We start from the raw sequence: 24,785 nt of genomic DNA, 5'->3' as shown, positions 1-24,785 counted from the left end.
AAGTGATCGGCCAGAAAAACGGAAAACATCACAGGTGGAGCTGTAGAAATCCGGCATTTAACATCATCAAATAAAACATGAGGAATTTACCTTAAACATCTTCTATTCTGACTAAGAACTTTATGAGGGTATCGAATGATAAGAGTAGAGAAATCAGACCCATTTTCGCCAGATTCTTGTTCTTTAATAGAAAAATTGTCAGCGGAGCTTGCAGCGATAACGGGTGATAGTGGAAAAAGTAATTTCACAATAGATTCAATGGATGGTGACAGATCGCTTTGGGTGCTGGCACGAAATGAAAAAGGCTATGCAACAGGATGCGGGGCTATCCGACCGTTAACAGAAAATATTGCCGAACTTAAAAGAATGTTCTCAGACCGAAGCGCCCCTGGGGTAGGAAAAGCCTTACTCAATTTCCTTGAAACATCCGCGAAAAACATGGGATATACAGAGATATGGCTTGAAACCCGACACGTTAACCATAAGGCGGTAAATTTTTATAAGAATAATGGATACGTACTCATAGAGAATTACGGACCCTATATCGGCCGGGATGAGGCTGTATGTTTCTCGAAAGTATTGCGGGACTGAACCATAGCCTGTGAAGGATAAAATTCGTGCCGCTGACGTATTATCCGTTGTCGCGCAGCATATCAATCATCAGCGCAAAAGCTGGCGGATGTTGTTTTCTGCTCGGGTAGTAAAGGTAATAGCCCGGAAACGACGGACACCACGCATCCAGCACCTGAATCAGTTCACCAGATTTCACCCGGTCCTCAACCATGTCCTCCGGCACACAGGCCAGTCCAAATCCTGACAGCACCGCATCGATTCGTTCTGACAGCAAATTAAACGTCAGTTGCCCTTCCACGCGCACCCGTAGCGGCTTTCCTTCTTTCTCAAACTCCCAGTGGTACAACCCACCGGCGGTTGGCAGACGCATATTGATGCACTTGTGGTATTGCAGCTCATGCGGAGTTTGCGGAATACCCTTTTCGGCAAAATAGTCCGGTGAACCAACAACCACCATTCGGAAATCCGGACCGATGCGGACGGCAATCATATCCTTATCTACGCTCTCGCCCAGACGCACCCCGGCATCGTAGCGACCATCGACGATATCGACGAAACCATTATCCACATGCAGTTCGACATTGATTTCAGGGTATTCTTGTAAAAACGGCTTCAGCTTTGGCCACAATAATTTTCTCGCGGAATGTTCCCCCGCCGAGATGCGGATATTCCCGGAGGTCGGGCCGTTAAGCTGAACAAGTGTTTCCAGTTCCTGCTCGAGATCGGCAAGTCGTGGTTCCAGGCAGGCAATAATCTTCTCGCCGATTTCAGTGGGCGCGACACTTCGGGTGGTGCGGGTCAAAAGGCGGATGTTTAAACGTTCTTCCAGCGCCTTAACGGCATGACTGAGTGCCGACTGCGAAACCCCCAGCTTTCCTGCTGCTTTGGTAAAACTTCGTTCTCTCGCAACGACCAGAAAAATCTGCAGTTCGTTGAAGTTTTCTTTCAGCATGGGTTCTTTCCTATAGTCACCGGCTCCCGCAAAGGGATTTTTTTATCCTGATACAAGAGATCTTATATTCTGAAACACGTTGGTTTTTACCAAAAGAACTTACTGTTGTATATATGATGCCCTGTTTAAAAAAATGGACTGGCTACGGAGCAGCAAATGTTTAGTAAGCATTATGAAGTAGATGAAAAACATATCGATTTTCAGGGTGTCGTGGATGGTTTGTATTATCCCTTCTATATGGAATGGACGCGCCATGCCTACATGCGCGAAGCGCTGGGTATTGATATCGAGGCAGAGTTTGCTCAGGGCAACATGTACATGGTGCTGGAGTATTCACTGCGCTTTCGTAAAAGCCTGCAAAAAGGCGATCAGGTTGAAGTAACCTGTGAACTGGCGAGAAATGAGAAACGTAACCGCGTCAACTTCGTTCAGCAGATCAAAGTGGATGGCGTGGTGTTTGCCGAAGCCACTTTTGTGGCAACCTGTCTGACTAACGGACGCCCTTCGATGCCTGATGCAGTGAAAAACGCGTTAGCACAACTGCCGGAATAATCATTTTCGCAAGCGAATGCCAGTCATTTAATATGGCTGGCATTATTTTCAGATGATGTGAATAATCTTTTGCGTCGTCGCCATCGCGGAATCAAACGGGCTCATGTTGCGGACAATCTTGACCATCACGCTGGCACCCAGCCAGAGCTGATACAAACTTTCCGCCACGGTGCGTGGTGTGTCATCAATCGTCAGAGATCCCTCAGCCACACCCGTTTCTAATGCTTCCGCCAGACGCGAGATAATTCCCGCCGTGCCGGAAAGCAGCGTTAAACGCATGGTATCCGACAGATCTGCAACTTCCGCGCCCAGTTTCACGGCAAGGCATTTGCCCTGACAGTCGGAGAATGACTGAGATTCCCGCCATAGCTGCCAGTAATTCATCAGTCGCTGCGCCATATTAAGGCCGGGCTGGCTCAGCGTCCTGTCGAGGTCGGCCAGATAGTCTTCAAAATAGCGCTCAAGCATTCCCACACCAAAAGCCTCTTTCGAGCCAAAATAGTGATAGAAAGACCCTTTGGGCACGCCCGCGTCTTTGAGGATTTCATTCAGTCCGACAGCAGAAAAACCCTTGCCGGCCATAATACGCTGGCCTGTCGCAAGGATATGCTCGCGGACGTCATTGTTATGGTGTTGAGTTGCAGTAGTCATAGGGCAAATTTACCAGAAACTAGACCAGTCGTCTATGAGCGAATGAAAGGACAATATCTTCACGCACGACAATACACTCTGTCACCCCGCAATAACAACAGATCGACACCTGCTAAGCGGGGCGACATTCATGCCTGCCACCCCGCGTGAGGAACGACTATGCGGCCAGTTGCTTAATCAGCAGTTCAGCCGCTTCAGCAGAAGAGCCCGGGTTTTGACCGGTGATCAGCAGACCGTCGATCACCACATAAGAACCCCAGTCCGGTCCTTTGGAATAGATACCGCCTTTGGCTATCAGTTCGTCTTCCACCAGGAAAGGCACCACGTCTGTCAGCCCTACCGCTTCTTCTTCGGTGTTGGTAAAACCGGTCACTTTTTTGCCTTCAACCAGTGGTTTTCCTTCAGAAGTTTTAACATGACGCAGTACGCCCGGTGCATGACAGACCAGCGCCACGTGCTTACCGGCCGCCAGAAACGCTTCGATCAGGGCGATAGAATTTTTATCTTCTGCCAGATCCCACAACGGACCGTGGCCGCCAGGATAGAAAACGGCGTCGAAATCAGCTTGCGACACGCTGTCGAGACGAACCGTTGAAGCCAGCTGAGCGGTTGCCTGCTCGTCGGCCTCGAAGCGGTGAGTCTGTTCAGTCTGGAAATCAGGCTCATTGCTTTTTGGATCTAACGGCGGGTTGCCACCTTCTGGAGAAGCCAGCGTAATTTCCGCTCCGGCATCTTTAAATGCATAGTAAGGCGCGGCCAGCTCTTCCAGCCAGAAACCTGTTTTACGGCCTGTGTTACCCAGTTTATCGTGTGAGGTGAGAACCATAAGAATCTTCATAATAAATCTCCGGCGTAGTGAATTGTGATTTAAGTAGACCAGTCGTCTAGATGTCAGATAAAAAAATCCTGTGAACCCATTACGAAAAGCCTTTGGATCCGGTCTGAACAAAGCAGTGTGATATCGCCCGTTCGCCTTAACCTTGTCGCTACACTAACAACAATTAGACCGGTCGTCTACAGGTAATTTAAAAAACTTTTCATTCAGGCTGCCGGCTCCCCTTTCCGATCCGGCACGCTCCTGACGGGCAAACGTTCTTCTGCCCGCCTGGGAGTGGCAAAATGTTTTAGCGTTTCGCTATATTTTCTACAGCCTGACGAACCGGCACATCTCCCGCTGTCAGTTCAATGATGACGCGGCTGACATCAGGCTGCTCAATGATTTCAGCAAGCGTGGCTGCCACGTCATCACGGGGGATATCGCCGTAAGGAATGGCGGGTCCGGCCTGAATCAGTCCGGTACCGCTGTCATCCACTAATGTTCCCGGTCTTAAGATCACCCAGTCCAGTTCGCTTTGTGCCAGCGCCACATCGGCTTCTTTTTTGACGCGCATGTAGTTTTCAAACGTATCAGAAATGTTTTTACCGCGCCCTGCTTCCGGGAATGCAGATACCAGCAAAAAGCGCGAAACGCCAGCCTGAGTCGCCGCTGCGACCGCGGTTTTCAGCCCTTCGCCATCGACCGCATTGGTCATTTCCGGTCCGCCTTTGCCACCGGCACCTGCGGTGAAGACCACCACGTCGCTGCCTTTCATGTACGCTGCCAAAGTAGTGGCATCCAGCTCTGTCAGGTTCCCGCTGACCGGTTCGGCCCCTGCCTGACGTAACGTCTGTTCCTGTTCAGGTTTACGGTAAAGTGCACGAACAGCATGTCCTTTATCTGCAAGCGTCTTTGACAGGCGGCGCCCTATATTACCCGCCGCGCCGATAATGAAAATCGTGGTCATTAATGCCTCCTTCTCAAATTGTGTGTCGCCATTATTCTTTGCAGCGACACCCGGTAAAAATGGAACGCACAAAATGCAACCACAAAACTAGCCGACCGGTCAACCATTAAGAAATCAGTATGACAGACAACCCAAATGTCTGCGTTATGGTGCTGAGTTGACTATCGCCGCAAAAGAAACCTGTTACGGCGGTGGCGCAAAAGGTTATACCGACTGGTCTGAAGGAATTTACGACTGATTTTCAGGCTGACTTTGCACAAGGTTATCCCCAGATTTTGTGGATAACCTTGTGCGGTTGGGGTAAATACGGGAGCACATCTTCACTTCTCACCTTCTTAAATGCCGCGTCGGCAAGGCGGTGGGGTATTTCACCTGACTGAGAGCAAAACTTGAGCGAATGCTGGCGACACCTTTCAATCTCGGTAAGACACTCGGTGATCAGCAACTGATTTGTATTTCCCGGCTGATTGACGACTCACCCCTTAAGCGTTTTCCATTTCCCACACTTATGATTATACTGTATGCATAACCAGTATTTTATAGGTATGAAGAATGAAACCTTATAAGCGACAACCAAACCATGTTTGCCCTCGTTGATGTGAACTCCTTTTACGCGAGCTGCGAAACCGTGTTCAGGCCAGACCTTCGCGGGCGGCCGGTGATTGTGTTGTCCAACAATGACGGCTGTGTGATTGCCCGCAATGCGCTGGCCAAAAAGGCGCAAATCCCTATGGGCGCGCCCTTTTTCAAGGCGCGTGACGCGATCCGCCAGCACAACGTGGCAGTGTTTTCATCCAACTACGCGCTGTATGCCGACATGTCGAACCGCGTGATGGAAACGCTCGAACGGCTGGCGCCTGCGGTGGATATCTACTCCATCGATGAGGCCTTTCTGGATATCACTAATATCGGAAACTGCATCTCGCTGCATGATTTTGGTAAACAGGTGCAGAAGACCCTCTGGAAGGAGACGCATCTGGCCGTGGGCGTGGGGATTGCCCCCACCAAAACGCTGGCCAAACTGGCTAACTTTGCGGCAAAAACCTGGAAAGGCACCGGTGGCGTGCTGGATTTATCGCAGACCGTGCGTCAGCGGAAACTGATGGCTCTGGTGCCGGTGGAAGAAGTCTGGGGCGTGGGGCGGCGCATCAGTAAAAAGCTCAATATGCTGGGGATCACCACGGCGTTGCAACTTGCCGACTGCCCTTCGGCGCTGATCCGCAAACATTTCAGTGTGGTGCTGGAGCGTACCGTGCGCGAACTGCGCGGCGAATCCTGTCTGGCGCTTGAAGAATCGGTGCCGACCAAGCAGCAGATTATCTGTTCGCGTTCTTTCGGCGAACGCATTACGGATTATCAGGATATGCGCGAAGCCATCTGCAATTACGCGGTACGCGCGGCGGAAAAACTGCGCGGAGAACATCAGTATTGCCGCTACGTGTCAGCGTTTGTAAAAACCAGTCCGCACGATCCGAAAGTCCCCTATTACGGCAATCATGCCGGCATCAAACTGATGACGCCGACACACGACAGCCGCGATATTCTTGCCGCCGCCGTGCGTTGTCTCGATCAGATCTGGAAACCCGGATATCGCTATCAGAAAGGCGGTGTGATGCTGGGCGACTTTTTCAGTCAGGGCGTCGCCCAGCTCAATCTGTTTGATGAATATCAGCCCAAGAAAAACAGCGATCAGCTGATGGCTACGCTGGACAAGATCCACAAGGACGGGGTCGGCAAAGTCTGGTTTGCCGGTCAGGGGATCCAGCGCGGCTGGGCGATGAAACGCGAAATGCTGTCACCGGCGTACACGACGCGGTTCAATGAGCTGGTGCGGGCAAAAGTGTAGTCCGGGCAAAGGCCCGGACTGTTGAGAATCCGCGGGGTTACTTCAGATTTTCTTTAAAGAACGCGGTCAGTTTCGCAAAAGGGATCAGATCGGTACGGTCGTAAAGATCAACGTGACCGGCACCCGGAACGATGTACAACTCTTTCGACTGGCCTGCACGTTTATAGGCATCTTCACTGAATTCTTTTGAATGCGCCTGATCGCCGGTGATAAACAGCATCGGACGCGGTGAAATGGTCTCAATGTCGTTGAACGGATAGAAGTTCATGAATTTCACATTGCTGGTCAGCGTCGGGTGCGTGGTCAGCGCCGGTGATGAACCTTTTGGCGTAAACTCGCCGCGCGGAGTGCGATAAAAGTCGTAGAACTCTTTGGCAACAGGGGGAGAGTTCTCGTCAATTTTATGCGGCGTGCCGCTGGTGTATTTCGTTTCGCCACCGGTGAATTCGCTGTAACGTTGCTCTGCCGCCTCGGCAATGATCTGTTTACGCTGCGCAAGGGTTAACGAATTATTGAGCGCGTGTCGATTTGCCGACCCCATGTCATACATGCTGACCGTCGCAATCGCTTTCATACGCGGATCAATTTTTGCCGCACTGATAACGAAACTGCCGCTGCCGCAAATCCCCAGTACCCCGATGCGGTTTCTGTCGATGTATGGGCGCGTGCCGAGGTAATCCACAGCAGCGCTGAAATCCTCTGCATAGATATCCGGCGCGACAGCATTGCGCGGTTTACCTTCGCTTTCGCCCCAGAAAGAGATGTCTATCGCCAGCGTCACAAATCCCTGCTCGGCAAGCTTTTGCGCATACAGATTGGAACTCTGTTCTTTCACCGCTCCCATCGGATGACCAATGACAATGGCCGGATTTTTCGCGCTTTCATTCATGCCTTTTGGCATGAAAAGATTGCCGGTCACATTCATCTGATACTGGTTTTTAAACGTCACCTTTTGCTGAGTCACTTTATCGCTTTTATAAAAGTTATCTGCGCCGTTGGACATATCGGCGGCTGTTGCAGCAAATGAGCTGACAAACAGCCCTAACAACATCGTTAACACTCTCATGGAATTATCCTTAATCAGGTATTGCGGTGAATGGACATCAGTTCGTCCGGTTAAAAATTCTCGTGTGATCAATGGTCATTGCGTGAAGTGATAAACGTCAGGCCGGACGCCAGTACCAGCAATGCGGCGCTGACAATAAACGTGCTTTGCCAGCCGATATGATCAAAGGCGACGCCCCCTAAGGTCGAGCCGAGCGCAATCGACAGTTGCACCACAGCGACCATCAGCCCGCCCCCGGCTTCGGCATTATCAGGGAAAGTGCTTGCCACCCAGGACCACCAGCCGACCGGTGCCGCCGTTGCCACCAGCCCCCATAACGCCAGCAGAATGATCACGATCCCGGACGAATGGCCAAGAACCATCAGCATGACGGCGATGACGGCCATCAGCAGCGGGATCACCATGAGCGTGAGATAGAAACGCTTTTTCAGAAACGTGCCGATCAGTAATGTCCCGACAAAACCCGCGACGCCAATCGCCAGCAAAATGAGGGACAGCATCTCTGCACTGACCCGTGTGACGGTTTCCAGAAACGGCCGGACATAGGTAAACAGGGCAAACTGCCCCATAAAGAAAATCCCGCACGCAGCCATACCCGCCAGCACTAAAGGATTTTTGAATAAACGAAAGACGTTCCCTGCAGAATTTTTCCTGCTTTCCGGCGCCATAGACGGCAGGCTGATCCACTGCCAGACAAAGGCGATAAGCGCCACAGGCACGAGACACAAAAAGGCACCGCGCCAGCCAATGACGCCCCCCAGATAACTGCCCAGCGGTGCGGCGACCACAGTTGCCAGCGCATTACCGCCGTTGAAAATAGCCAGTGCGCGGGGAACCTGATCCTGCGGAACCAGGCGCATAGCCACAGCGGCCGACATGGACCAGAATCCGCCAATGGCTACGCCGATCAGGGCTCGCCCGATCATGTAAGTCGTATAGCCGGGCGCTAAAGCAATCAGTCCGCCGGAAAATGCCATCAGAATTGTCAGCCCTAAAAGCAGCGCCTTGCGGTTGACGTTACCGGCCAGCCGGGAGATCGTCAGACTGGTTATCACCGCCAGTCCACCGGAGATGGCAATCCCCTGTCCGGCCAGCCCTTCGCTGACGCCCAAATCGCGGGCAACCGGTGACAGCAAGCTCACCGGCATAAACTCGGATGCCACCAGCGCAAACACGCACATCGTTATCGCCCAGACCCCGTTCCAGTGCGCGGCCGGAGTCTGGTTCACAAAATCTTTCTCTGCTGCTGTCGTCACTTGTGATCCTTTTTTCTTTCTGCAGGATGAATTTTTGGCAAGCCGGTGCCGCGTCTTATTCGTGAGAATAAAAACAGTAATTTCATGTGGTTAATCGAATCAGACTAAGGGGTTTTTATCCCGATTCTTTCGTATTCCGGCTTGCGAAAAATTCTACACGACGGGTATAGTCTTACCAGCTAATAAATACTTAATGGGGCTATAAGCTCTGCTTATAAATCGAAAGTGAAGAAGGTGCAATGAAACGTAATTTCAATGATCTCATTGCGTTTGTGACTGTGGCCCGCGAAGGCAGTTTCACACGCGCCGCAGCGCAGCTGGGGGTGACACAACCCGCACTCAGCCAGACCATCACCGCGCTTGAAAATCGCATGGATATCCGGCTGCTGACGCGGACCACGCGCAATGTGTCGCCGACGGCAGCAGGCGAACGTTTATTACAGGCTATCGGCACCCGTTTTGATGAGATTGAAGCGGAACTGGATATGCTGACAGAGATGCGTGACAAGCCAGCGGGAACGGTGCGTATCACCTGCGGCCCGCACGTTCTCAAAACCATTCTGTTACCGAAATTATCCGCATTGCTGCGCGAATATCCCGAGATAAAACTGGAGTTCGATGCCAACCACGGTTTTCGAAACATTGTCGCCGACAGGTTTGACGCGGGTGTGCGGCTTGGTGACACCATCGATAAAGATATGATTGCCATGCCGCTAACCCCTCAGCTGCGCATGGCCGCGGTGGCCTCGCCTGAGTATTTGCGCTCACACCCCATGCCCCTGACACCGCAAGATTTGCTGCAACATAGCTGCATGAATATGCGGATGGCAACATCGGGCGGGCTGTATATCTGGGAGTTCGATAACGATGAGGGACCTGTCAACGTGCGTGTTGACGGGCAACTGACGTTTAACACGTCGGCCCACATGGTCGACGCAGCCTTAGCCGGGCTCGGTGTGGCGTTTTTACCCGAGGAGGAGTTTGCTCCCCATATTGAGGAAGGACGTCTGATACGCTTTCTGGAACCCTACTGCCTGCCGTTCCCGGGTTATTACCTCTATTATCCCAGCAGGAAACAACATTCGCCGGCATTTTCACTCGTAATGGAAGCGCTGAAAATCGAGCGTTAATTCATAATCGCCCGTCAATGAACAGACATTAAGAACAGTCCGGGCATCACCCGGACTGTTTCAGGCCTGACGGGAGAATATCAGCTGATATCTTCCCCGTTCGTTCCGATCACTTTCTGATACCAGTGGAACGATTTCTTGCGGTAACGGTTACCGGTGCCGGAGATCTTATCGTCGAGGTCGACATAAATCAGACCGTAACGCTTGCTCATCTCACCGGTGGACATACTCACCAGATCGATACAACCCCAAGGGGTGTAGCCCATCAGTTCCACGCCGTCTTCAATCGCTTCCGCCATGGCTTCAATATGCTGACGCAGATAGTTGATACGGTAATCATCGGCAATGTAGTGGTTTTCATCCGGCTTATCGACAGCGCCCAGTCCGTTCTCAACAATGAACAACGGTTTTTCATAGCGATCGTACAGCTGATTAAGGGCAATCCGCAGACCGACCGGGTCGATTTCCCAGCCCCAGTCACTGGCTTCGAGGAACGGATTACGCGCGCCGCCGAGCAGGTTACCTTGTGCTGTGACCGCGTCAGGATTGGTTTTGTTGATGGTCGAAGACATGTAGTAGCTGAAACCAATGTAATCCACCGTATGTTCTTTAATCAGCTCTACATCACCCGGCTGAATATCCAGTTCGACGCCCTGCGATTGCCACAGGCTTTTGGCGTAATACGGATATTTACCGCCCGCCTGCACGTCGGCGCAGTAGAAATTAAACGCCTGAGTCTCTTTCAGGGTTTCCAGCTGATTGACCGGATTACAGTCATAAGCGTAATTGGTGGCAAACAAGATCATGCAACCGATCTGGATTTGCGCGTTGGTTTCGTGGGCAATTTTGACTGCCAGACTGCTGGCGACAAACTGGTTATGCCACGCCTGGAACTTCGCCTGCGCCTCAAGCGCGCCGGTTTTCACCGTCAGCCCCTGACTCATGATCGGGAAATGTGCCGCGCTGTTGATCTCGTTGAAGGTCATCCAGTACTTCACTTTATGCCCGTAGCGGGTCAGCACCGTGCGGGCAAAACGCTCGAAGTGACCAATCAGTTCGCGGTTTTTCCAGCCGCCAAACGCGGTCGCCAGATGCAGCGGCATCTCGTAGTGTGAAATGGTGATCACCGGTTCGATGCCGTGCGCGATACAGGCGTCAATCACCTGATCGTAATGCTTCAGCCCGGCTTCCTCAGGCTCCTGCTCAACGCCGTTAGGGTAGATGCGTGTCCAGGCAATAGAAAAACGGTAACATTTGAATCCCATTTCCGCGAACAGCGCGATATCTTCCTGAAAACGATGATAGTGATCGATGCCTTTATGATTCGGATACGTATGGTTTACGGGATCAAGGGTAAAATCAAATTCCGGTGAGGAAACGATCTTCAGACGGTCTTTGCCGCCCGGAATGGCATCGACGATGGACAGCCCTTTGCCATCCTGATCGTATGCCCCTTCCACCTGATTGGCCGCCGTTGCCCCGCCCCACATAAAACCTTGCGGAAACTTACCTTTCATAAAAACTCCCTGAATGTGTTGATTGATCCCTCGGATCATTTAGCAAATGAATAATTTACCTGTCAAAACACGACGGTGCCACAAAAGTTACCCTGCTGTCCTGACCTTTTGACAGGATTTCTACGTGACCTGACTCACAGATTTCACGTCCTTAATCGCTCCCTTAACCGCTCATCCCGCCTGACAACCGCTTATCTCTCTCTGTGACCGCTGACCAACTTTCCCGCCTGTGCAACAGCGATTTTGGCACCCTATACGGGCAATAAAAGTGCGCAAGAAAAATACGCAATAAACAGGCCCAGCCTCTCTGAAAGCAGTGCTTAATAAAGAAAACAGAGACGGGCATTTCGTGAGTTTTTTTAAATAACCGGGTTATTTATGAACAAAAAAGCCTTCTTCAAACACTTACCGTGGATGCTTGTTGCCCTCCTCGGTGCCTGCTGTCTGGGCGTCGTCGCCCTGCGGCGGGGTGAACACATCAGCGCATTATGGATAGTCGTCGCCTCGGTGTCGGTCTATCTGGTGGCCTATCGCTATTACAGTCTGTATATCGCGCAAAAGGTCATGAAGCTGGATCCTTCCCGTTCCACGCCTGCGGTGATCAACAACGACGGCCTGAACTATGTGCCGACCAACCGCAACGTGCTGTTCGGTCACCACTTTGCCGCCATCGCCGGTGCCGGTCCGTTAGTCGGTCCGGTGCTCGCCGCGCAAATGGGTTATCTGCCGGGCGTGCTGTGGTTGCTGGCCGGTGTGGTTCTGGCCGGTGCGGTGCAGGACTTCATGGTGCTGTTCATCTCTTCACGCCGTAACGGCGCGTCTCTGGGTGAGATGATCAAAGAAGAAATGGGGCCGGTGCCGGGCACTATTGCGCTGTTCGGTTGCTTCCTGATCATGATTATTATTCTGGCGGTGCTGGCATTAATCGTGGTGAAAGCACTGGCGGAAAGTCCGTGGGGCGTGTTTACGGTGTGTTCTACGGTGCCGATTGCACTGTTTATGGGCATCTACATGCGCTTTATCCGGCCGGGACGCGTGGGTGAAATCTCGGTCATTGGCGTTGTCCTGCTGGTCGCGTCAATCTATTTCGGCGGCGTTATCGCCAGCGACCCGTTCTGGGGTCCGGCGCTGACGTTCAAAGACACCACCATCACCTTCACGCTGATTGGTTATGCGTTCGTCTCCGCCCTGCTGCCGGTGTGGCTTATTCTTGCGCCGCGTGACTATCTGGCAACCTTCCTGAAAATCGGCGTTATCGTCGGGCTGGCGATCGGTATCGTGATCCTCAATCCGGAACTGAAAATGCCTGCGCTGACCCAGTACATCGACGGTACAGGTCCGTTGTGGAAAGGCGCGTTGTTCCCGTTCCTGTTTATCACCATTGCCTGCGGTGCAGTGTCCGGTTTCCATGCGCTGATTGCCTCCGGCACCACGCCTAAGTTGCTGGCCTGCGAAACCGATGCACGGTTTATCGGTTACGGCGCGATGCTGATGGAATCCTTCGTGGCGGTGATGGCGCTGGTCGCGGCCTCCATCATTGAACCGGGTCTGTATTTCGCCATGAATACCCCGCCAGCCGGGCTTGGCATCACCATGCCAAACCTGCACGAACTGGGCGGCGATAATGCACCGATGATTCTGGCGCAGCTGAAAGATGTTACAGCGCACGCGGCAGCAACCGTCAGTTCATGGGGATTTGTGATCTCGCCTGAGCAGATTATGCAAACGGCGAAAGACATCGGTGAGCCGTCAGTGCTGAACCGTGCGGGTGGCGCACCTACGCTTGCCGTAGGTATTGCGCACGTGTTCCATAAGATCATGCCACTGGCGGATATGGGCTTCTGGTATCACTTCGGCATTCTGTTTGAAGCGCTGTTTATCCTGACCGCACTGGATGCGGGTACGCGTTCAGGCCGCTTTATGTTGCAGGATCTGCTGGGTAACTTTGTGCCGTTCCTGAAAAAAACTGACTCGCTGGTCGCCGGGATTATCGGCACCGCAGGCTGCGTCGGACTGTGGGGTTACCTGCTGTATCAGGGCGTGGTCGATCCGCTGGGCGGCGTGAAAAGTCTGTGGCCGCTGTTCGGGATTTCGAACCAGATGCTGGCTGCCGTCGCGCTGATCCTCGCCACCGTGGTACTGGTGAAAATGAAACGCACCAAGTACATCTGGGTCACCATGGTGCCTGCTATCTGGTTACTGATTTGTACCACCTGGGCGCTGGGTCTGAAACTGTTCAGCACCAATGCGCAGATGGAAGGCTTCTTCTACATGGCCGGTCAGTATAAAGAACGCATTGCTGCTGGCGGCGAGAACCTGACACCGGAACAAATCAGCAATATGCATCATATTGTGATCAACAACTACACCAACGCCGGGCTGAGTATCCTGTTCCTGATTGTGGTGTACAGCATCATTTTCTACGGTATCCGCGCCTGCCTTGAGGCACGTAAAACCGATAAGCGTACCGATAAGGAAACGCCTTATGTGCCGGTTCCTGCGGAAGGGATAAAAATCTCCTCCGGGCACTAACCGTTTACCTGAAAGCCCCGCACACGCGGGGCTTTTCCACAAAATTCAGAGGAGTACGTATGTTTGACAACTTAGGTGCGGCGAAGAAATACCTCGGTCAGGCCGCGCGTATGCTGGTGGGCATACCGGATTACGACACTTACGTTCTGCATATGCAGACCAACCACCCGGATACCACGCCGATGACCTATGAAGAGTTTTTCCGCGAGCGCCAGCAGGCACGTTATGGCGGGGACGGGAAAGGCGGAATGCGCTGTTGTTAAGAGGGCGCTGTAGTTGAGAAGTAGCTGAAGTTAAAAAGAGCACCGTAGTTAAGAGGAAAGCGAACATGACACCGATTGCAGTCACAGTATTAACCGGTTTTTTAGGTGCCGGAAAAACCACGCTTTTACGCCAGATTCTGCATACGCAGCAGGAGATAAAAATTGCGGTGATCGAGAATGAATTTGGCGAAATGCCCATCGACAACCAGCTGATTGGCGACCGCGCCACGCGCATCACCACCTTATCCAACGGCTGCATCTGTTGCACCCGTTCGGGCGAGCTGGAAGCGGCGCTGCTGGATTTGCTCGACAGCGTGGACAAAGGCGAAGTGCAGTTTGACCGGCTGATGATTGAATGCACCGGTATGGCCGATCCCGGCCCGATCCTGCAGGCGTTTTTCGCCCATGAAGTCATATGTGAACGTTATGTCTTAGACGGCGTTATCACGCTGGTGGATGCCGTGCATGCCATGTCGCAGCTGGATCAGTTCCCGCTGGCGCAGTCGCAGATTGGTTATGCCGACCGCATCCTGCTGACCAAAACGGATGTATCCGGTGAATGCCCGGAACTGACAGAACGGCTGCAACGTATTAATGCCCGTGCGCCGGTATATAAAATGGTTCAGGGCGATATCGATCCGGCACTGTTGTTTGATACCCGCGGATTTATGCTCGAAGAAAACGTGATAGCCACAAAACCGCTGTTCCATCGCGTCGCGCCACAGCAAAACACCGTTTCCTCCATTGTAGTGGAGCTGGATTATCCGGTGGCGCTGACCGCCATTTCCGCGGTGATGGAAGAACTGCTGGCCAGCTTTGCCGACAATCTGATGCGGTACAAAGGGATGTTGTGGATAGCTGATCAGCCGTGCCGCCTGCTGTTTCAGGGCGTTCAGCGCCTGTACAGCGCCGACTGGGATCGCCCGTGGCAGCCGGATGAAACCCCGCGCAGTGCATTAGTGTTTATCGGCATACAATTGCCTGAAACCGAAATCCGCGACGCTTTTGCCCGGCTGCGACCGGCTTGATTGATCTGACCAAAAGAAAACCGGCGGGGTTTACAGCCCCACCGTCTCTTTCAGCGATTTGAGATAGCGACGGCTGACCGGCACGACCTGACCATCACGCAGTAACAGCTCCGCCTGATTTTTATCTTCCAGGCGGATTTCCTTCAGATAATCCATATTCACCAGATACTGCCGGTGACAACGTAACAACGGCGTACGGACTTCCAGCGTGCGTAAGGTCAGTTCCGTAAATGTCTCTTTGCCATCCTGTCCGGTGACGTATACCCCGCCGATGCGGCTGCTGACGAATGCCACGTCTTCCAGCTGCAACAACCAGATCCGGTTGCTGCTCAGACATGGGATAAACTTCAGCGGCTGCTGGTATTGCGATAACTGCGAGACATCCTGCTCCTGAAAACCCAGCCGCAACCGCGCCAGCGTTTTTTGTAAACGCGGCGTCTGGATCGGTTTAAGCAGATAATCAAACGCGCACTGTTCAAACGCCTGCACCGCATATTCCTCAAAGGCGGTAAGAAAAACGATGTGCGGGCGGTGCTGCTCATCGAGCATACCGACCATTTCCAGCCCGCTGATGCGCGGCATCTGAATGTCCAGAAACACCACGTCAGGGCGGATTTTGTGGATCACGCCAATCGCTTCAATGGCATTGGTACACTCACCGACAATTTCAATATCGCTTTCATCCTGAAGCTGTAAGCGCAGATTCTCCAGCGCCAGCGGCTCATCATCGACAATCAGCACTCTTAACATGGCGCGCCCTCCGCAGGCAGACGTAACGTGATACGGGTGAAATCATCCGGTTTGCAATTGACGGTAATGCCGAAATCATCGCCAAAACGCGCCCGCAGGCGCTTGTCCACCAGACTCATGCCTAGGCCGTCACCGCTTTCTTCCGGCTGATACAAACCGGCGTTATCTTCCACTTCGACGATCACTGTCTGCCCCTCACTGTAAGCACGAATGATGATATTGCCATTGCTCAGCAACTGGGATGTGCCGTGTTTTATGGCGTTTTCCACCAGCGGTTGCAGAGTAAATGCCGGAAGATGCTGAAAAGACAATGCATCCGGCACCTGTAAATCCACGTTCAGACGCGACGAAAAACGTGCCAGCTCGATTTGCAGATAGGCATTCACATGCTCCAGCTCATCCGCCAGCGTGACAATCTCGGAAGAGCGTTTGAGATTTTTGCGAAAGAACGTTGAGAGATACTGCACCAGTTGCCCGGCTTTATCGCTGTCGTGGCGGATCACCGCCATCAGCGTATTGAGGGCGTTAAACAGGAAGTGCGGATTCACCTGCGCGTGCAGCAGCTTAATTTCAGACTGCGCCAGCAGCGCTTTTTGTTGTTCGAATTTACCGGCAAGGATCTGCGCCGACAGCAGCTGGGCAATGCCTTCGCCCAATGTACGGTTGATGGAACTGAACAGCCGGTTTCGCACTTCGTACAATTTGATGGTGCCGATCACCCGCTGATTCTCGCCGCGCAGCGGTATCACCAGCGTCGAGCCCAGTTTGCAGCTGGGATGCAGCGAACAGCGGTAAGGCATCTCGTTGCCATCGGCGTACACCACTTCGTCGTTCTCGATGGCGCGCCAGGTATAGTCAGAAGCAATAGGTTTGCCGACCAGATGATGGTCGTCGCCGATGCCGGTAAAGGCCAGCAATCGCTCGCGATCGGTTATCGCCACGGCGCCAATATCCAGCTCTTTCAGCAGCACCTGCGCCACTTTCATGCTGTTCTCTTCGTTAAATCCGCGCCGCAAAATACCTTCCGTCGAGGCCGCGACTTTCAGCGCTGTTGCCGAAAACGCCGAGGTGTATTTTTCGAACATCGCCCGCTTATCCAGCAGAATACGCATAAACATGGCGGCACCGAGCGTATTGGTCACCATCATCGGCGCGGCAATACTGCTGACCAGATGGAGTGCATCGGTAAACGGACGGGCAATCAGCAGGATGATCAGCATTTGCACAATTTCGGCGACAAAGGTCACGCCGGCGGCCACCAGCGGATTAAATAGCTTATCGATGCGTCCGCGTTTGATTAAAACGCTGTGGATCAGGCCGCCTAATAATCCCTCGGCGATGGTGGAGATCATGCAGCTCAGCGCCGTCATGCCTCCCATTGAATAACGGTGGATGCCGCCGGTCAGGCCGACTAATCCGCCGACCACCGGCCCGCCAAGTAATCCGCCCATCACCGCGCCGATCGCACGGGTATTGGCAATAGAATCCTCAATATGCAGCCCGAAATAGGTACCCATAATGCAAAAAATCGAAAACGTGATATAGCACAACAGCTTGTGCGGCAGGCGCACCGTGACCTGAACCAGCGGAATAAATAACCGCGTTTTACTCATCAGCCAGGCGATCACCAAAAACACGCACATCTGCTGTAACAGCAGCAACACCAGATTAAATTCGTACATTCCCAAAGTGTCCAAAATCCAACAAGCGGGCAATATATCGTGTTGCGTTAAAATTTACCTTGAAGCAGCCCGAAGAACGGGAAAGCGGTGGTTGACGGATTACATTTTCTCTACCGGGATTTTCTCGCGTTGCATCACCAGACTCAGGGCAGCCGGTAATACGGTTAGCGTCACGAAAGTGGCGACCAGCAATCCGCCGATGATGGCGTACGCCATCGGTCCCCAGAAAACCTGCTCAGCAATCGGCACCATCCCCAGTATTGCCGCACAGGCGGTCAGCAGGATCGGGCGGGACCGGTGAACGGCGGCGGCTTTTATGGCCTCATCGCCACGCATACCGGCCAGAACATTGTTATCGGCCTCACTGATGAGGATCACCGCGTTACGGATGATCATTCCAGCTAAAGCAATAATGCCCAGCAGAGCCACAAATCCCATCGGAGTACCCGTCGGCAGCATCGCCAGCACAATGCCGGGCAGGCCAAAAGGCGCCATCAATAACGCCAGCAACAGGCGGGAAAAACGCTGCAACTGAATCATCAGCAACGTCATCATAATCAGTAAGGTGACCGGTAACACCGCAAACACCGAACTGTTGCCTTTATCTGATTCCGCCACCGCTCCGCCCTCCTCAATCTGATATCCGGCAGGCAGCGAAGCACGAAGGCTGGAAACCAAAGGGGCAAGCTGCTGTGAAACTGCTTCTGCACGCAGCCCCGCGGCTAAATCCGTCTGTACGGTGATAAACGGCAGGCGCTGACGCCGCCAGACCACCGGATCGTCAATTCCCCAGACCGGCGTGGCAACCTGACTCAGCGGTATTTTTTGTCCCGTTGCGCTGGTGATCATCAGCCCCGACAGCGTGCCCACCTCCAGCCGCTCACGATCGTTAGCACGCAGAACCACATCGGTCAGCCGGTTTTTATCCCTGACCGTGGTAACGACGCTGCCTGACCATACGGTATTAAGCAATGCCGCCAGACTTTCTGATGAGACGCCCGCCGCCCGCGCCGCAGTCTGATTCACCTGCAACGTGATGAGCCGCTCCGGTTCTCCGGCGGTCAGATTCACTTCGCGGGTCAGCGGACTGCTTCCCAGTACGCGGGCGAGATGCTGCGCGATCTGTCTGACGTTGTCATAAGCGGGGCCGCTGACCCGATACTTTACCGGCCAGCCCACCGGCGGCCCCAGTTCCAGCGGCGAAACGCGGGTAATAATATCGCTGAAATTACGGGCCAGGAGCGCGTCCAACTGCGCACTCAGCTTATCTCTGTCATCCAGACTTTTCGCGACCACCACCAGTTGCGCGGTGGTCTCGTCATTCAGTAACACATCCATCGGCAGATAAAACCGCACCGCGCCGGATCCGACGTAGCTGGAAAAGTGATCGACGTAAGGATTGCCCTGCAGCGCCTGCTCCAGCCGCGCGGTTTGCCGGGCGGTTTCCGCTTGCGACGCGTTAGCTGGCAAACTCAGACTTACCAGCAGTTCCGGGCGATCAGATGCCGGAAAAAACTCGCCCTGCATAAACGTCGTTGCATACACCGCCAGCCCCAGCAGCAGACAGGCAACACCGATTGTCATTCCGCGGTGCGCCAGTACCTGATTCAGCAGGCGCTGATAGAACCCCATCATCCGGCTGCGTTTTCCCCCCTGTGAAGCCTGTTTTTCAGGCAAGATCCACAAACCCATCAGCGGAGAAAAAAGAATCGCAACCAGCCAGGAACACAGCAGCGCGATACACACCACCGCAAACAACGAGTAGCAATATTCACCGGCGCTGGAGGCGGCGAAACCTACAGGAATAAACCCAGCGATCATCACCAGCGTGCCGGTCAGCATCGGGAACGCAGTGGTTTCAAAAGCATACGTCGCCGCACGCCATTTCGACTCTCCTGCCTCAATACGCGATACCATTGCCTCGACGGTGATCATGGCATCATCGACCAGCAACCCCAGCGCGATAATCAGCGCCCCCAGTGAAATCCGCTGTAAGCCAATTCCCGCCAGCGACATACCGGTAAATGTCATCGCCAGCACAACCGGAATGGCGGCAGCAACGACCAGCCCGGCGCGGGTGCCGAGCGAAACAAAAGAGACGGCCAGAACAATCACTACCGCTTCGATCAGTACCCGGATAAAGCCGCTGACGGCTTGCGAAACGACTGCCGGCTGATCGGCGACTTTACTCATTTCAATGCCGTGCGGCAGTCTGGCACTGATGTCGTCCATCCGCGCATTCAGCGCCTTGCCGAAGGAAAGCATATTGCCGTTGGCCGCCATGGAAATAGCCAGCCCGATAGCCGGTTTACCGTTGACACGAAAGACCGGTGACGGCGGTTCGGCATCCTGACGGCTGATGGTCGCGACGTCCGTCAGCGGAATGTAGCGCCCGGCGATATGCAGCGTCACGGCGCGCAGACTCTGCTCCGTCGTCAGCGCACCGCTCACCCGCAAGGCGATATTGTCACGGTCGCTGCGCAAAACACCCGCCGGTTCGACGGCGTTTTGCGCTTTCAGGGCATCGGTAATTTGCTGTAAATCCAGCCCCATTCCCGCCAGTTGTGCGGGCGAAAACGCAATCACGATATTCTGCTCCTGCACACCCAGCAGACTGGTTTTACCCATGTCCGGCAAAGACATCAGACTGCGGCTGATGTCGTCTACCCGGTCGCGCAGTTCACGCGGCGTATAGCCCTCGGCGGTAAAACCATAAATCGTGCCAAACGTATCATCGAACTCATCGTTCACGCTGGTTTGCACACCTGCGGGTAACGACGGGGCAATGTCCTGCATCTTTTTACGCACCTGATACCAGATCCCCGCCACGGCGGCAGGCGGTGTGTCATCGCGCAAATTAACAAAAATAACCGACTGCCCGGCGCGGGTTTCACTCTGGACGTAATCCAGATAGGGCGTTTCCTGTAATTTTTTCTCCAGCAGATCCGTCATCAGGCTGACCGAATCCGCCACGTCAGCCCCCGGCCAGCGGGCGGTCACCACGGCAGTTTTGATAGTGAATGCCGGATCCTCATTACGCGGTAAATGCTCATAACTGATGACCCCTGCGGTCATTAACAGCAGCATGAAAAAGGCCATCAGGGACTGATGATCCAGCGCCCAGGCAGAAAGATTAAAGGTACGTAAGGAGGGGCGCTGATTCATCCGGCACTCTCACCGGGCATCACTTTCTCGCCTTCACGCAACTGACTCACTCCGGCGATCACCACCTTTTCACCGGGGCTCAGACCAGAAGAGATAAAGATGTCTGAAGCGCTGTAACCCTCTAAAACAACGGGGCGCAGATGCAGCGTCTGTGTTTGGGTATTGACGATAAAAAGGGCCGGATTGCCACCGGCGCGGGTCAGCGCAGAAGCGGGTAACGCGATCACCGGCTTACCGGCATGCACAAGTGAAAGCTGAACACTGGCGCCCAGCGCCATCGCGGGCGGCGGATTATCGAGCGTCAGGCGAACGCGCCACGTGCGGGTTTGCGGATCGGCCTGCGGGCTGATGTCGCGTAAATGTCCCGTCGTCACAACCGACGGGTCAGAAAGCAGCGAGACATTGAAAGTGCCGCCGGTTTGCTGAGAAAGGGACTGCGGACTGGCAACGTCGAAAACCGCGTCACGTCCGCGGCCCGACGCAAGTGTCATCACGGTTTGTCCGGCGCTGACAACCTGTCCCGCCGCCACACTGACCTGCGTGATCACGCCCTCCGCTGGCGCCGTAAGCTGTGCCCAGGAAAGGTTTTCCCGCGCGGTTTTCAGTGAATCTTCACTGCTCAGACGTCGCGAACGGGCGGCCTGCCAGTCAGACTGCGCGCTGTCGAGCTGAGTGCGGGCGATAGCGCCACCCGGCATCAGCAGCTGCATACGCCTGAGATTCTGCGCCGCCACCTGCTCTGCCGCCCGCGCGCTGTCCAGATCGGCCTGCGCACTGTTAAGCTGATTACGGCTGGTGTCACTTTCCTGCGATGCCAGCACCTGCCCTGCCACCACGGGGTCGCCGACATCGACCGCGCGGCTCAGCACCCGACCGTCCAGCCGGAACCCCAGCATCACCTCTTCCTGAGCGCGGATTTCGCCGGTCAGGGGCACAGTAGCGGATGCCGAGGGTAAAGGGGCGATCACCACGCGGACGGGGCGTGCGGGGGCTGCGGGCTTACGGGATTTATCCCCGCAGCCCGTCAGTATCACGGTCAGAACCAGCAGACAGGCTGCGGGGATGAGAGGTGCCAGGCAAATACAGGGGTGCAGATGACGCACCGCGTGGCGCACATAATCAGTCAAAGTCACGGTCATAACAGTCGTCCTGAATTGAGATATCGCTATTCAATCCACTGACTGTCCAGATTCCCGTGATATTTCATCAAGGAACCGTCAAGACGCGGTCTTTTTTATTGTCCGTTTTCCGGCACAGGTAAACTGACGGTCACGGTCAGACCGCCCCCCGCATTTTTCGCAGCACTGATCCGCCCGCCGTGGGCTTCACAAATCGCGCGGGCAATGGATAAACCAAGGCCGCTGCCACCGGAATGTCGGGCGCGGGAAGATTCTGCCCGGCTGAAACGCTCGAACATAACGGGCAGGAAATGGTCATCGACTGCCGGACCCATGTCCCGAAATGCTATCTCATAACCGCCGGTTTCCGGCCTGACCGTGATGTCGAGACGCCGCCCTTCCAGCGCGTAACGCAGCGCATTTTCCATCAGAATGGTAAATACCTGCCCGAGACGGAACGGGTCGCCAACATAACGGCAAGGAGTCTCAGTTGTGAGGAGGATGTCAAAACCGGCCTCCGCAGACTGCGGTTTCAGCCACGCAACCCGTTCGCGCAACAGTTCAGTGAGATCCAGCGGCGTTTTGCTCAGATTCAGCTGACCGGCATCCGCCAGAGAAAGCAGATGCAGTTCGTCAATCAGACGGTTCAGGTGCAGAAGCTGTTTCATTACCATCTGCAACTGGCGTGGCTCCGGCGGAAATACGCCGTCGAGCATCCCCTGCAACCGCCCAACCGCCGCCGTCAGGGGTGAACGCAGCTCATGCGCCATCGCGACATGCGACGCCCGAAGTTCACGCTCATAGCGCGAGAGTTGGAGCATCATGGCGTTAAAATCATCGGTGAACTGCACCAGTTCTGCGGGCGCGTTTTTCACCGGTTCAGCCTGAGTATTGAAATCCCCTTTGGTTACCGCACGGGCCACCTGCGCCAGACGGCTGAACTGTGAGGAAAGAGGCCGTGCGGCTTTTAATCCCAAAATCGCGATAAACGGAATGACCACCAGCACCAGAATGGCGACCATGATCCAGTCAGCTGACGCGATAGAAGGATCCGAGTAACGCGCTCCCCAGCCCAGATCCACAATCTCATGGAAACGCGTAAGATTGAGTTCAGGGTTTTTGCGCAATACCTCAAACTCCTGCCGCATCGCAGGAGACATATGATGCAAAACCCACAGGTTTTCGATCACAAACCGCAGCCACATACACAGCGCAATCACAACCACGCTGCCGATGGCGAGCGTCAGAATGCGCACGCAGATCCAGCGCCATAAAGACTGATAGTGTAAACGTATCATGGCTGTCTGAACCTGTAGCCCACGCCGCGGACGTTGACTAACACATTCAGGATGCCCGCTGATTCAAGCTTTTTACGCAAGTTATAGACATGCGTATCGACTACCCTTTCCAGCGCCTCACTTTCCGGCAGGCATTGCTCAAGCAAATACTGGCGCGAAAATGGCCGCGTCGGGGCGCGCATCAGCGTGCTCAGAATGCTGAATTCGGTCGGGGTTAAATCCAGATAGCGGTTTTCACCCGCCGGGGCGCTGACGGCGGCGGTAAGCGCATCAACATCCACCTCAAGCGACTGCCAGCGCAGCGTTGCTGTATCCTTTTGGCCGGACGCAGTGCGCCGGAGCACGGCGTGTACCCGCGCCACCACTTCGCCGGGGTTATAAGGTTTAACCACGTAGTCATCGGCACCTTCCCGCAGCGCGCCAATTTTGTCCGGCATATCGCCCATCGCCGTCACCATAATCACCGGCGTACGGGTTTCCCGCCGCAGCGTCGCCAGCACGTCGGTGCCGCTCATGCCCGGCAGCATCACATCCAGCAGCACCAGATCGGGCTTCCAGCGCAATGCTTTGTCGAGCCCGGAAACCCCGTCGCCCGCAATCTGCACCTCATACCCTTCACGTTGTAAATAGGCATCGAGAACGTCTGCCGCATCGGCATCGTCTTCAATGATCAGGACTCGTGTTGTTTGCATGTTTGTCGCCTTGACGGTTTCTTCATAAATCCCCGACAGTTTGTTGACACTGCCTCTTCATACTTCGGTTTCAGGCGCGGCTGCAATCCGCTACGAACCATACGTTTGGGTGATGAGGAATTACATGATATCCAGAAAACTAATACTGCACATTACCTGTTTCGCCCTGTCCGCGACAGTGCTTAAAACACTGGCTGAGGATACTCCGCCAGCGACCACCTTCACGGTGGGAATGGGCGCGCAGAACGCGCCGCGTTACAGTGGTTCCGGTGAGCGTAACTGGCTGGTTGCGCCGGTTATTCAGGCGCGGGACGGGGCGTTTTTCTTCGACTCGCTCAAAGGCATAGGCTATGACTTGCAGACGGATAACGGCCTGTATCTGGAACATACGCTGGGATACAGCCTCGGACGCACGGACAAAAATTCCACGTGGCGGGATGGCTCGGCAAAACTCAAAGGTATGGGGCACATTGATGCGACCGCCAACACGGCCCTTGCCGTGGGCTGGTCCGCAACACCGTGGCTGTCTTTTGAAGGCAAAGCGACCCTGCCGCTGACCGACGGGCAAGGCGTGCATTATCAGACTTCCGTAACGTTACTCCCGCTTCAGAATGATACGGACACCATCGCACTCCAGTCGACGGCGCTCTTTGGCGACCGGCGCTACATGAATACCTTTTATGGTGTAAGCCGCGAGCAAAGCAGTCGCAGTCATTTTGGGGCTTATCAGGCCGCCGGAGGATTCTATGGCGTGGACAGCAGCCTGACCTGGAGCCATCAGTTAACCCCGAACTGGAGCGGTCTGGTCAGTGCGGATTACACCTGGCTGGACGATAAAGCCGCTGACAGCCCGATAGTGGAAAAACGCGGCGGGACGACCTTTAATCTGGCAGTGCTTTATACCTTTTAATTCATCCCTTTTAATTCGCG

General features: G+C 54.2%; 21 protein-coding genes. 8 read left to right on the top strand and 13 right to left on the bottom strand.

Annotation, left to right across the window (positions count from 1 at the left end):
- Positions 1 to 135: 135 nt before the first annotated feature.
- Positions 136 to 591 (top strand): GNAT family N-acetyltransferase, encoded by a 456-nt coding sequence (locus UC15_RS00210; RefSeq protein WP_112286567.1) that lies wholly within the window; start codon positions 136 to 138, stop codon positions 589 to 591.
- Between the two features lie 40 nt (positions 592 to 631).
- On the opposite strand, the gene UC15_RS00205 is transcribed toward UC15_RS00210, so the two are convergent.
- Complete coding sequence (locus UC15_RS00205; protein WP_112286566.1) at positions 632 to 1,525, bottom strand: LysR family transcriptional regulator; 894 nt, start codon at positions 1,523 to 1,525, stop codon at positions 632 to 634.
- A gap of 156 nt (positions 1,526 to 1,681) precedes the next feature.
- On the opposite strand from UC15_RS00205, the gene UC15_RS00200 reads away from it, so the two are divergent.
- The gene (locus UC15_RS00200; protein WP_112286565.1) at positions 1,682 to 2,077 is read left to right on the top strand and encodes a thioesterase family protein; all 396 of its coding nucleotides are present in this window, start codon (positions 1,682 to 1,684) and stop codon (positions 2,075 to 2,077) included.
- A gap of 48 nt (positions 2,078 to 2,125) precedes the next feature.
- Here the strand turns inward: UC15_RS00200 and UC15_RS00195 are convergent, their stop codons facing one another.
- The 3 genes from UC15_RS00195 to UC15_RS00185 form a co-directional block, all read right to left on the bottom strand.
- The gene (locus UC15_RS00195) at positions 2,126 to 2,728 is read right to left on the bottom strand and encodes a TetR/AcrR family transcriptional regulator (protein WP_112286564.1); all 603 of its coding nucleotides are present in this window, start codon (positions 2,726 to 2,728) and stop codon (positions 2,126 to 2,128) included.
- A gap of 157 nt (positions 2,729 to 2,885) precedes the next feature.
- Positions 2,886 to 3,566, bottom strand: coding sequence for a type 1 glutamine amidotransferase domain-containing protein (locus tag UC15_RS00190; RefSeq protein ID WP_112286563.1), 681 nt, complete (start codon positions 3,564 to 3,566; stop codon positions 2,886 to 2,888).
- Positions 3,567 to 3,852: 286 nt separating this feature from the next.
- Positions 3,853 to 4,512, bottom strand: coding sequence for an SDR family oxidoreductase (locus UC15_RS00185; RefSeq protein WP_112286562.1), 660 nt, complete (start codon positions 4,510 to 4,512; stop codon positions 3,853 to 3,855).
- Between the two features lie 580 nt (positions 4,513 to 5,092).
- On the opposite strand from UC15_RS00185, the gene umuC reads away from it, so the two are divergent.
- Entirely contained in the window at positions 5,093 to 6,358 is a 1,266-nt protein-coding gene (gene umuC, locus UC15_RS00175) for a translesion error-prone DNA polymerase V subunit UmuC (RefSeq protein WP_112286561.1), read from the top strand.
- A gap of 37 nt (positions 6,359 to 6,395) precedes the next feature.
- Here umuC and UC15_RS00170 read toward each other — a convergent pair whose 3' ends face one another.
- Together UC15_RS00170 and UC15_RS00165 are read right to left on the bottom strand one after the other, a co-directional pair.
- Entirely contained in the window at positions 6,396 to 7,424 is a 1,029-nt protein-coding gene (locus UC15_RS00170) for an alpha/beta hydrolase (RefSeq protein ID WP_112286560.1), read from the bottom strand.
- A 68-nt stretch (positions 7,425 to 7,492) separates the two neighbouring features.
- On the bottom strand, positions 7,493 to 8,605 hold the full coding sequence (locus UC15_RS00165) for an MFS transporter (RefSeq protein WP_112286696.1): 1,113 nt from the start codon (positions 8,603 to 8,605) through the stop codon (positions 7,493 to 7,495).
- Positions 8,606 to 8,919: 314 nt separating this feature from the next.
- Between UC15_RS00165 and UC15_RS00160 the strand changes: the two genes are divergently transcribed.
- Positions 8,920 to 9,810 (top strand): LysR family transcriptional regulator, encoded by an 891-nt coding sequence (locus tag UC15_RS00160; RefSeq protein ID WP_112286559.1) that lies wholly within the window; start codon positions 8,920 to 8,922, stop codon positions 9,808 to 9,810.
- An 80-nt stretch (positions 9,811 to 9,890) separates the two neighbouring features.
- Here the strand turns inward: UC15_RS00160 and UC15_RS00155 are convergent, their stop codons facing one another.
- Positions 9,891 to 11,327: a glycoside hydrolase family 1 protein gene (locus UC15_RS00155; RefSeq protein ID WP_112286558.1), complete on the bottom strand. Its 1,437-nt coding sequence runs from the start codon at positions 11,325 to 11,327 to the stop codon at positions 9,891 to 9,893.
- 378 nt (positions 11,328 to 11,705) lie between these two features.
- Here UC15_RS00155 and UC15_RS00150 point away from each other — a divergent pair, with 378 nt between their 5' ends.
- The 3 genes from UC15_RS00150 (at position 11,706) to yjiA (ending at position 15,150) form a co-directional block, all read left to right on the top strand.
- Entirely contained in the window at positions 11,706 to 13,859 is a 2,154-nt protein-coding gene (locus tag UC15_RS00150) for a carbon starvation CstA family protein (RefSeq protein ID WP_112286557.1), read from the top strand.
- A gap of 59 nt (positions 13,860 to 13,918) precedes the next feature.
- Positions 13,919 to 14,122: a YbdD/YjiX family protein gene (locus tag UC15_RS00145; protein ID WP_014341854.1), complete on the top strand. Its 204-nt coding sequence runs from the start codon at positions 13,919 to 13,921 to the stop codon at positions 14,120 to 14,122.
- 65 nt (positions 14,123 to 14,187) lie between these two features.
- Positions 14,188 to 15,150: a GTPase gene (gene yjiA, locus UC15_RS00140; RefSeq protein ID WP_112286556.1), complete on the top strand. Its 963-nt coding sequence runs from the start codon at positions 14,188 to 14,190 to the stop codon at positions 15,148 to 15,150.
- 30 nt (positions 15,151 to 15,180) lie between these two features.
- Here the strand turns inward: yjiA and btsR are convergent, their stop codons facing one another.
- The 6 genes from btsR to UC15_RS00110 form a co-directional block, all read right to left on the bottom strand.
- Positions 15,181 to 15,900: a two-component system response regulator BtsR gene (gene btsR, locus UC15_RS00135; RefSeq protein ID WP_112286555.1), complete on the bottom strand. Its 720-nt coding sequence runs from the start codon at positions 15,898 to 15,900 to the stop codon at positions 15,181 to 15,183.
- Positions 15,894 to 17,582, bottom strand: coding sequence for a sensor histidine kinase (locus tag UC15_RS00130; RefSeq protein WP_112286554.1), 1,689 nt, complete (start codon positions 17,580 to 17,582; stop codon positions 15,894 to 15,896). The genes btsR and UC15_RS00130 overlap by 7 nt, the downstream gene beginning before the upstream one ends.
- A gap of 99 nt (positions 17,583 to 17,681) precedes the next feature.
- The gene (locus tag UC15_RS00125) at positions 17,682 to 20,747 is read right to left on the bottom strand and encodes an efflux RND transporter permease subunit (protein WP_112286553.1); all 3,066 of its coding nucleotides are present in this window, start codon (positions 20,745 to 20,747) and stop codon (positions 17,682 to 17,684) included.
- Positions 20,744 to 21,886 carry an efflux RND transporter periplasmic adaptor subunit gene (locus UC15_RS00120; protein ID WP_112286552.1) on the bottom strand — a complete coding sequence of 381 codons (1,143 nt, stop codon included), beginning with the start codon at positions 21,884 to 21,886 and terminating at the stop codon, positions 20,744 to 20,746. Before UC15_RS00120 ends, UC15_RS00125 begins: the two co-directional genes overlap by 4 nt.
- A gap of 95 nt (positions 21,887 to 21,981) precedes the next feature.
- Positions 21,982 to 23,163: a cell wall metabolism sensor histidine kinase WalK gene (locus UC15_RS00115; RefSeq protein WP_112286551.1), complete on the bottom strand. Its 1,182-nt coding sequence runs from the start codon at positions 23,161 to 23,163 to the stop codon at positions 21,982 to 21,984.
- A complete protein-coding gene (locus UC15_RS00110) occupies positions 23,160 to 23,855 on the bottom strand; it encodes a response regulator (RefSeq protein ID WP_112286550.1) in 696 nt (231 codons plus the stop codon). The genes UC15_RS00115 and UC15_RS00110 overlap by 4 nt, the downstream gene beginning before the upstream one ends.
- A 124-nt stretch (positions 23,856 to 23,979) precedes the next feature.
- Between UC15_RS00110 and UC15_RS00105 the strand changes: the two genes are divergently transcribed.
- Positions 23,980 to 24,765 (top strand): MipA/OmpV family protein, encoded by a 786-nt coding sequence (locus UC15_RS00105; protein WP_112286549.1) that lies wholly within the window; start codon positions 23,980 to 23,982, stop codon positions 24,763 to 24,765.
- Positions 24,766 to 24,785 lie beyond the last annotated feature (20 nt).

This window comes from Rahnella sp. AN3-3W3 (assembly GCF_003263545.1).
GTDB classification, from domain to species: domain Bacteria; phylum Pseudomonadota; class Gammaproteobacteria; order Enterobacterales; family Enterobacteriaceae; genus Rahnella; species Rahnella variigena.
This window is presented reverse-complemented; position numbering and strand designations above follow the sequence as displayed.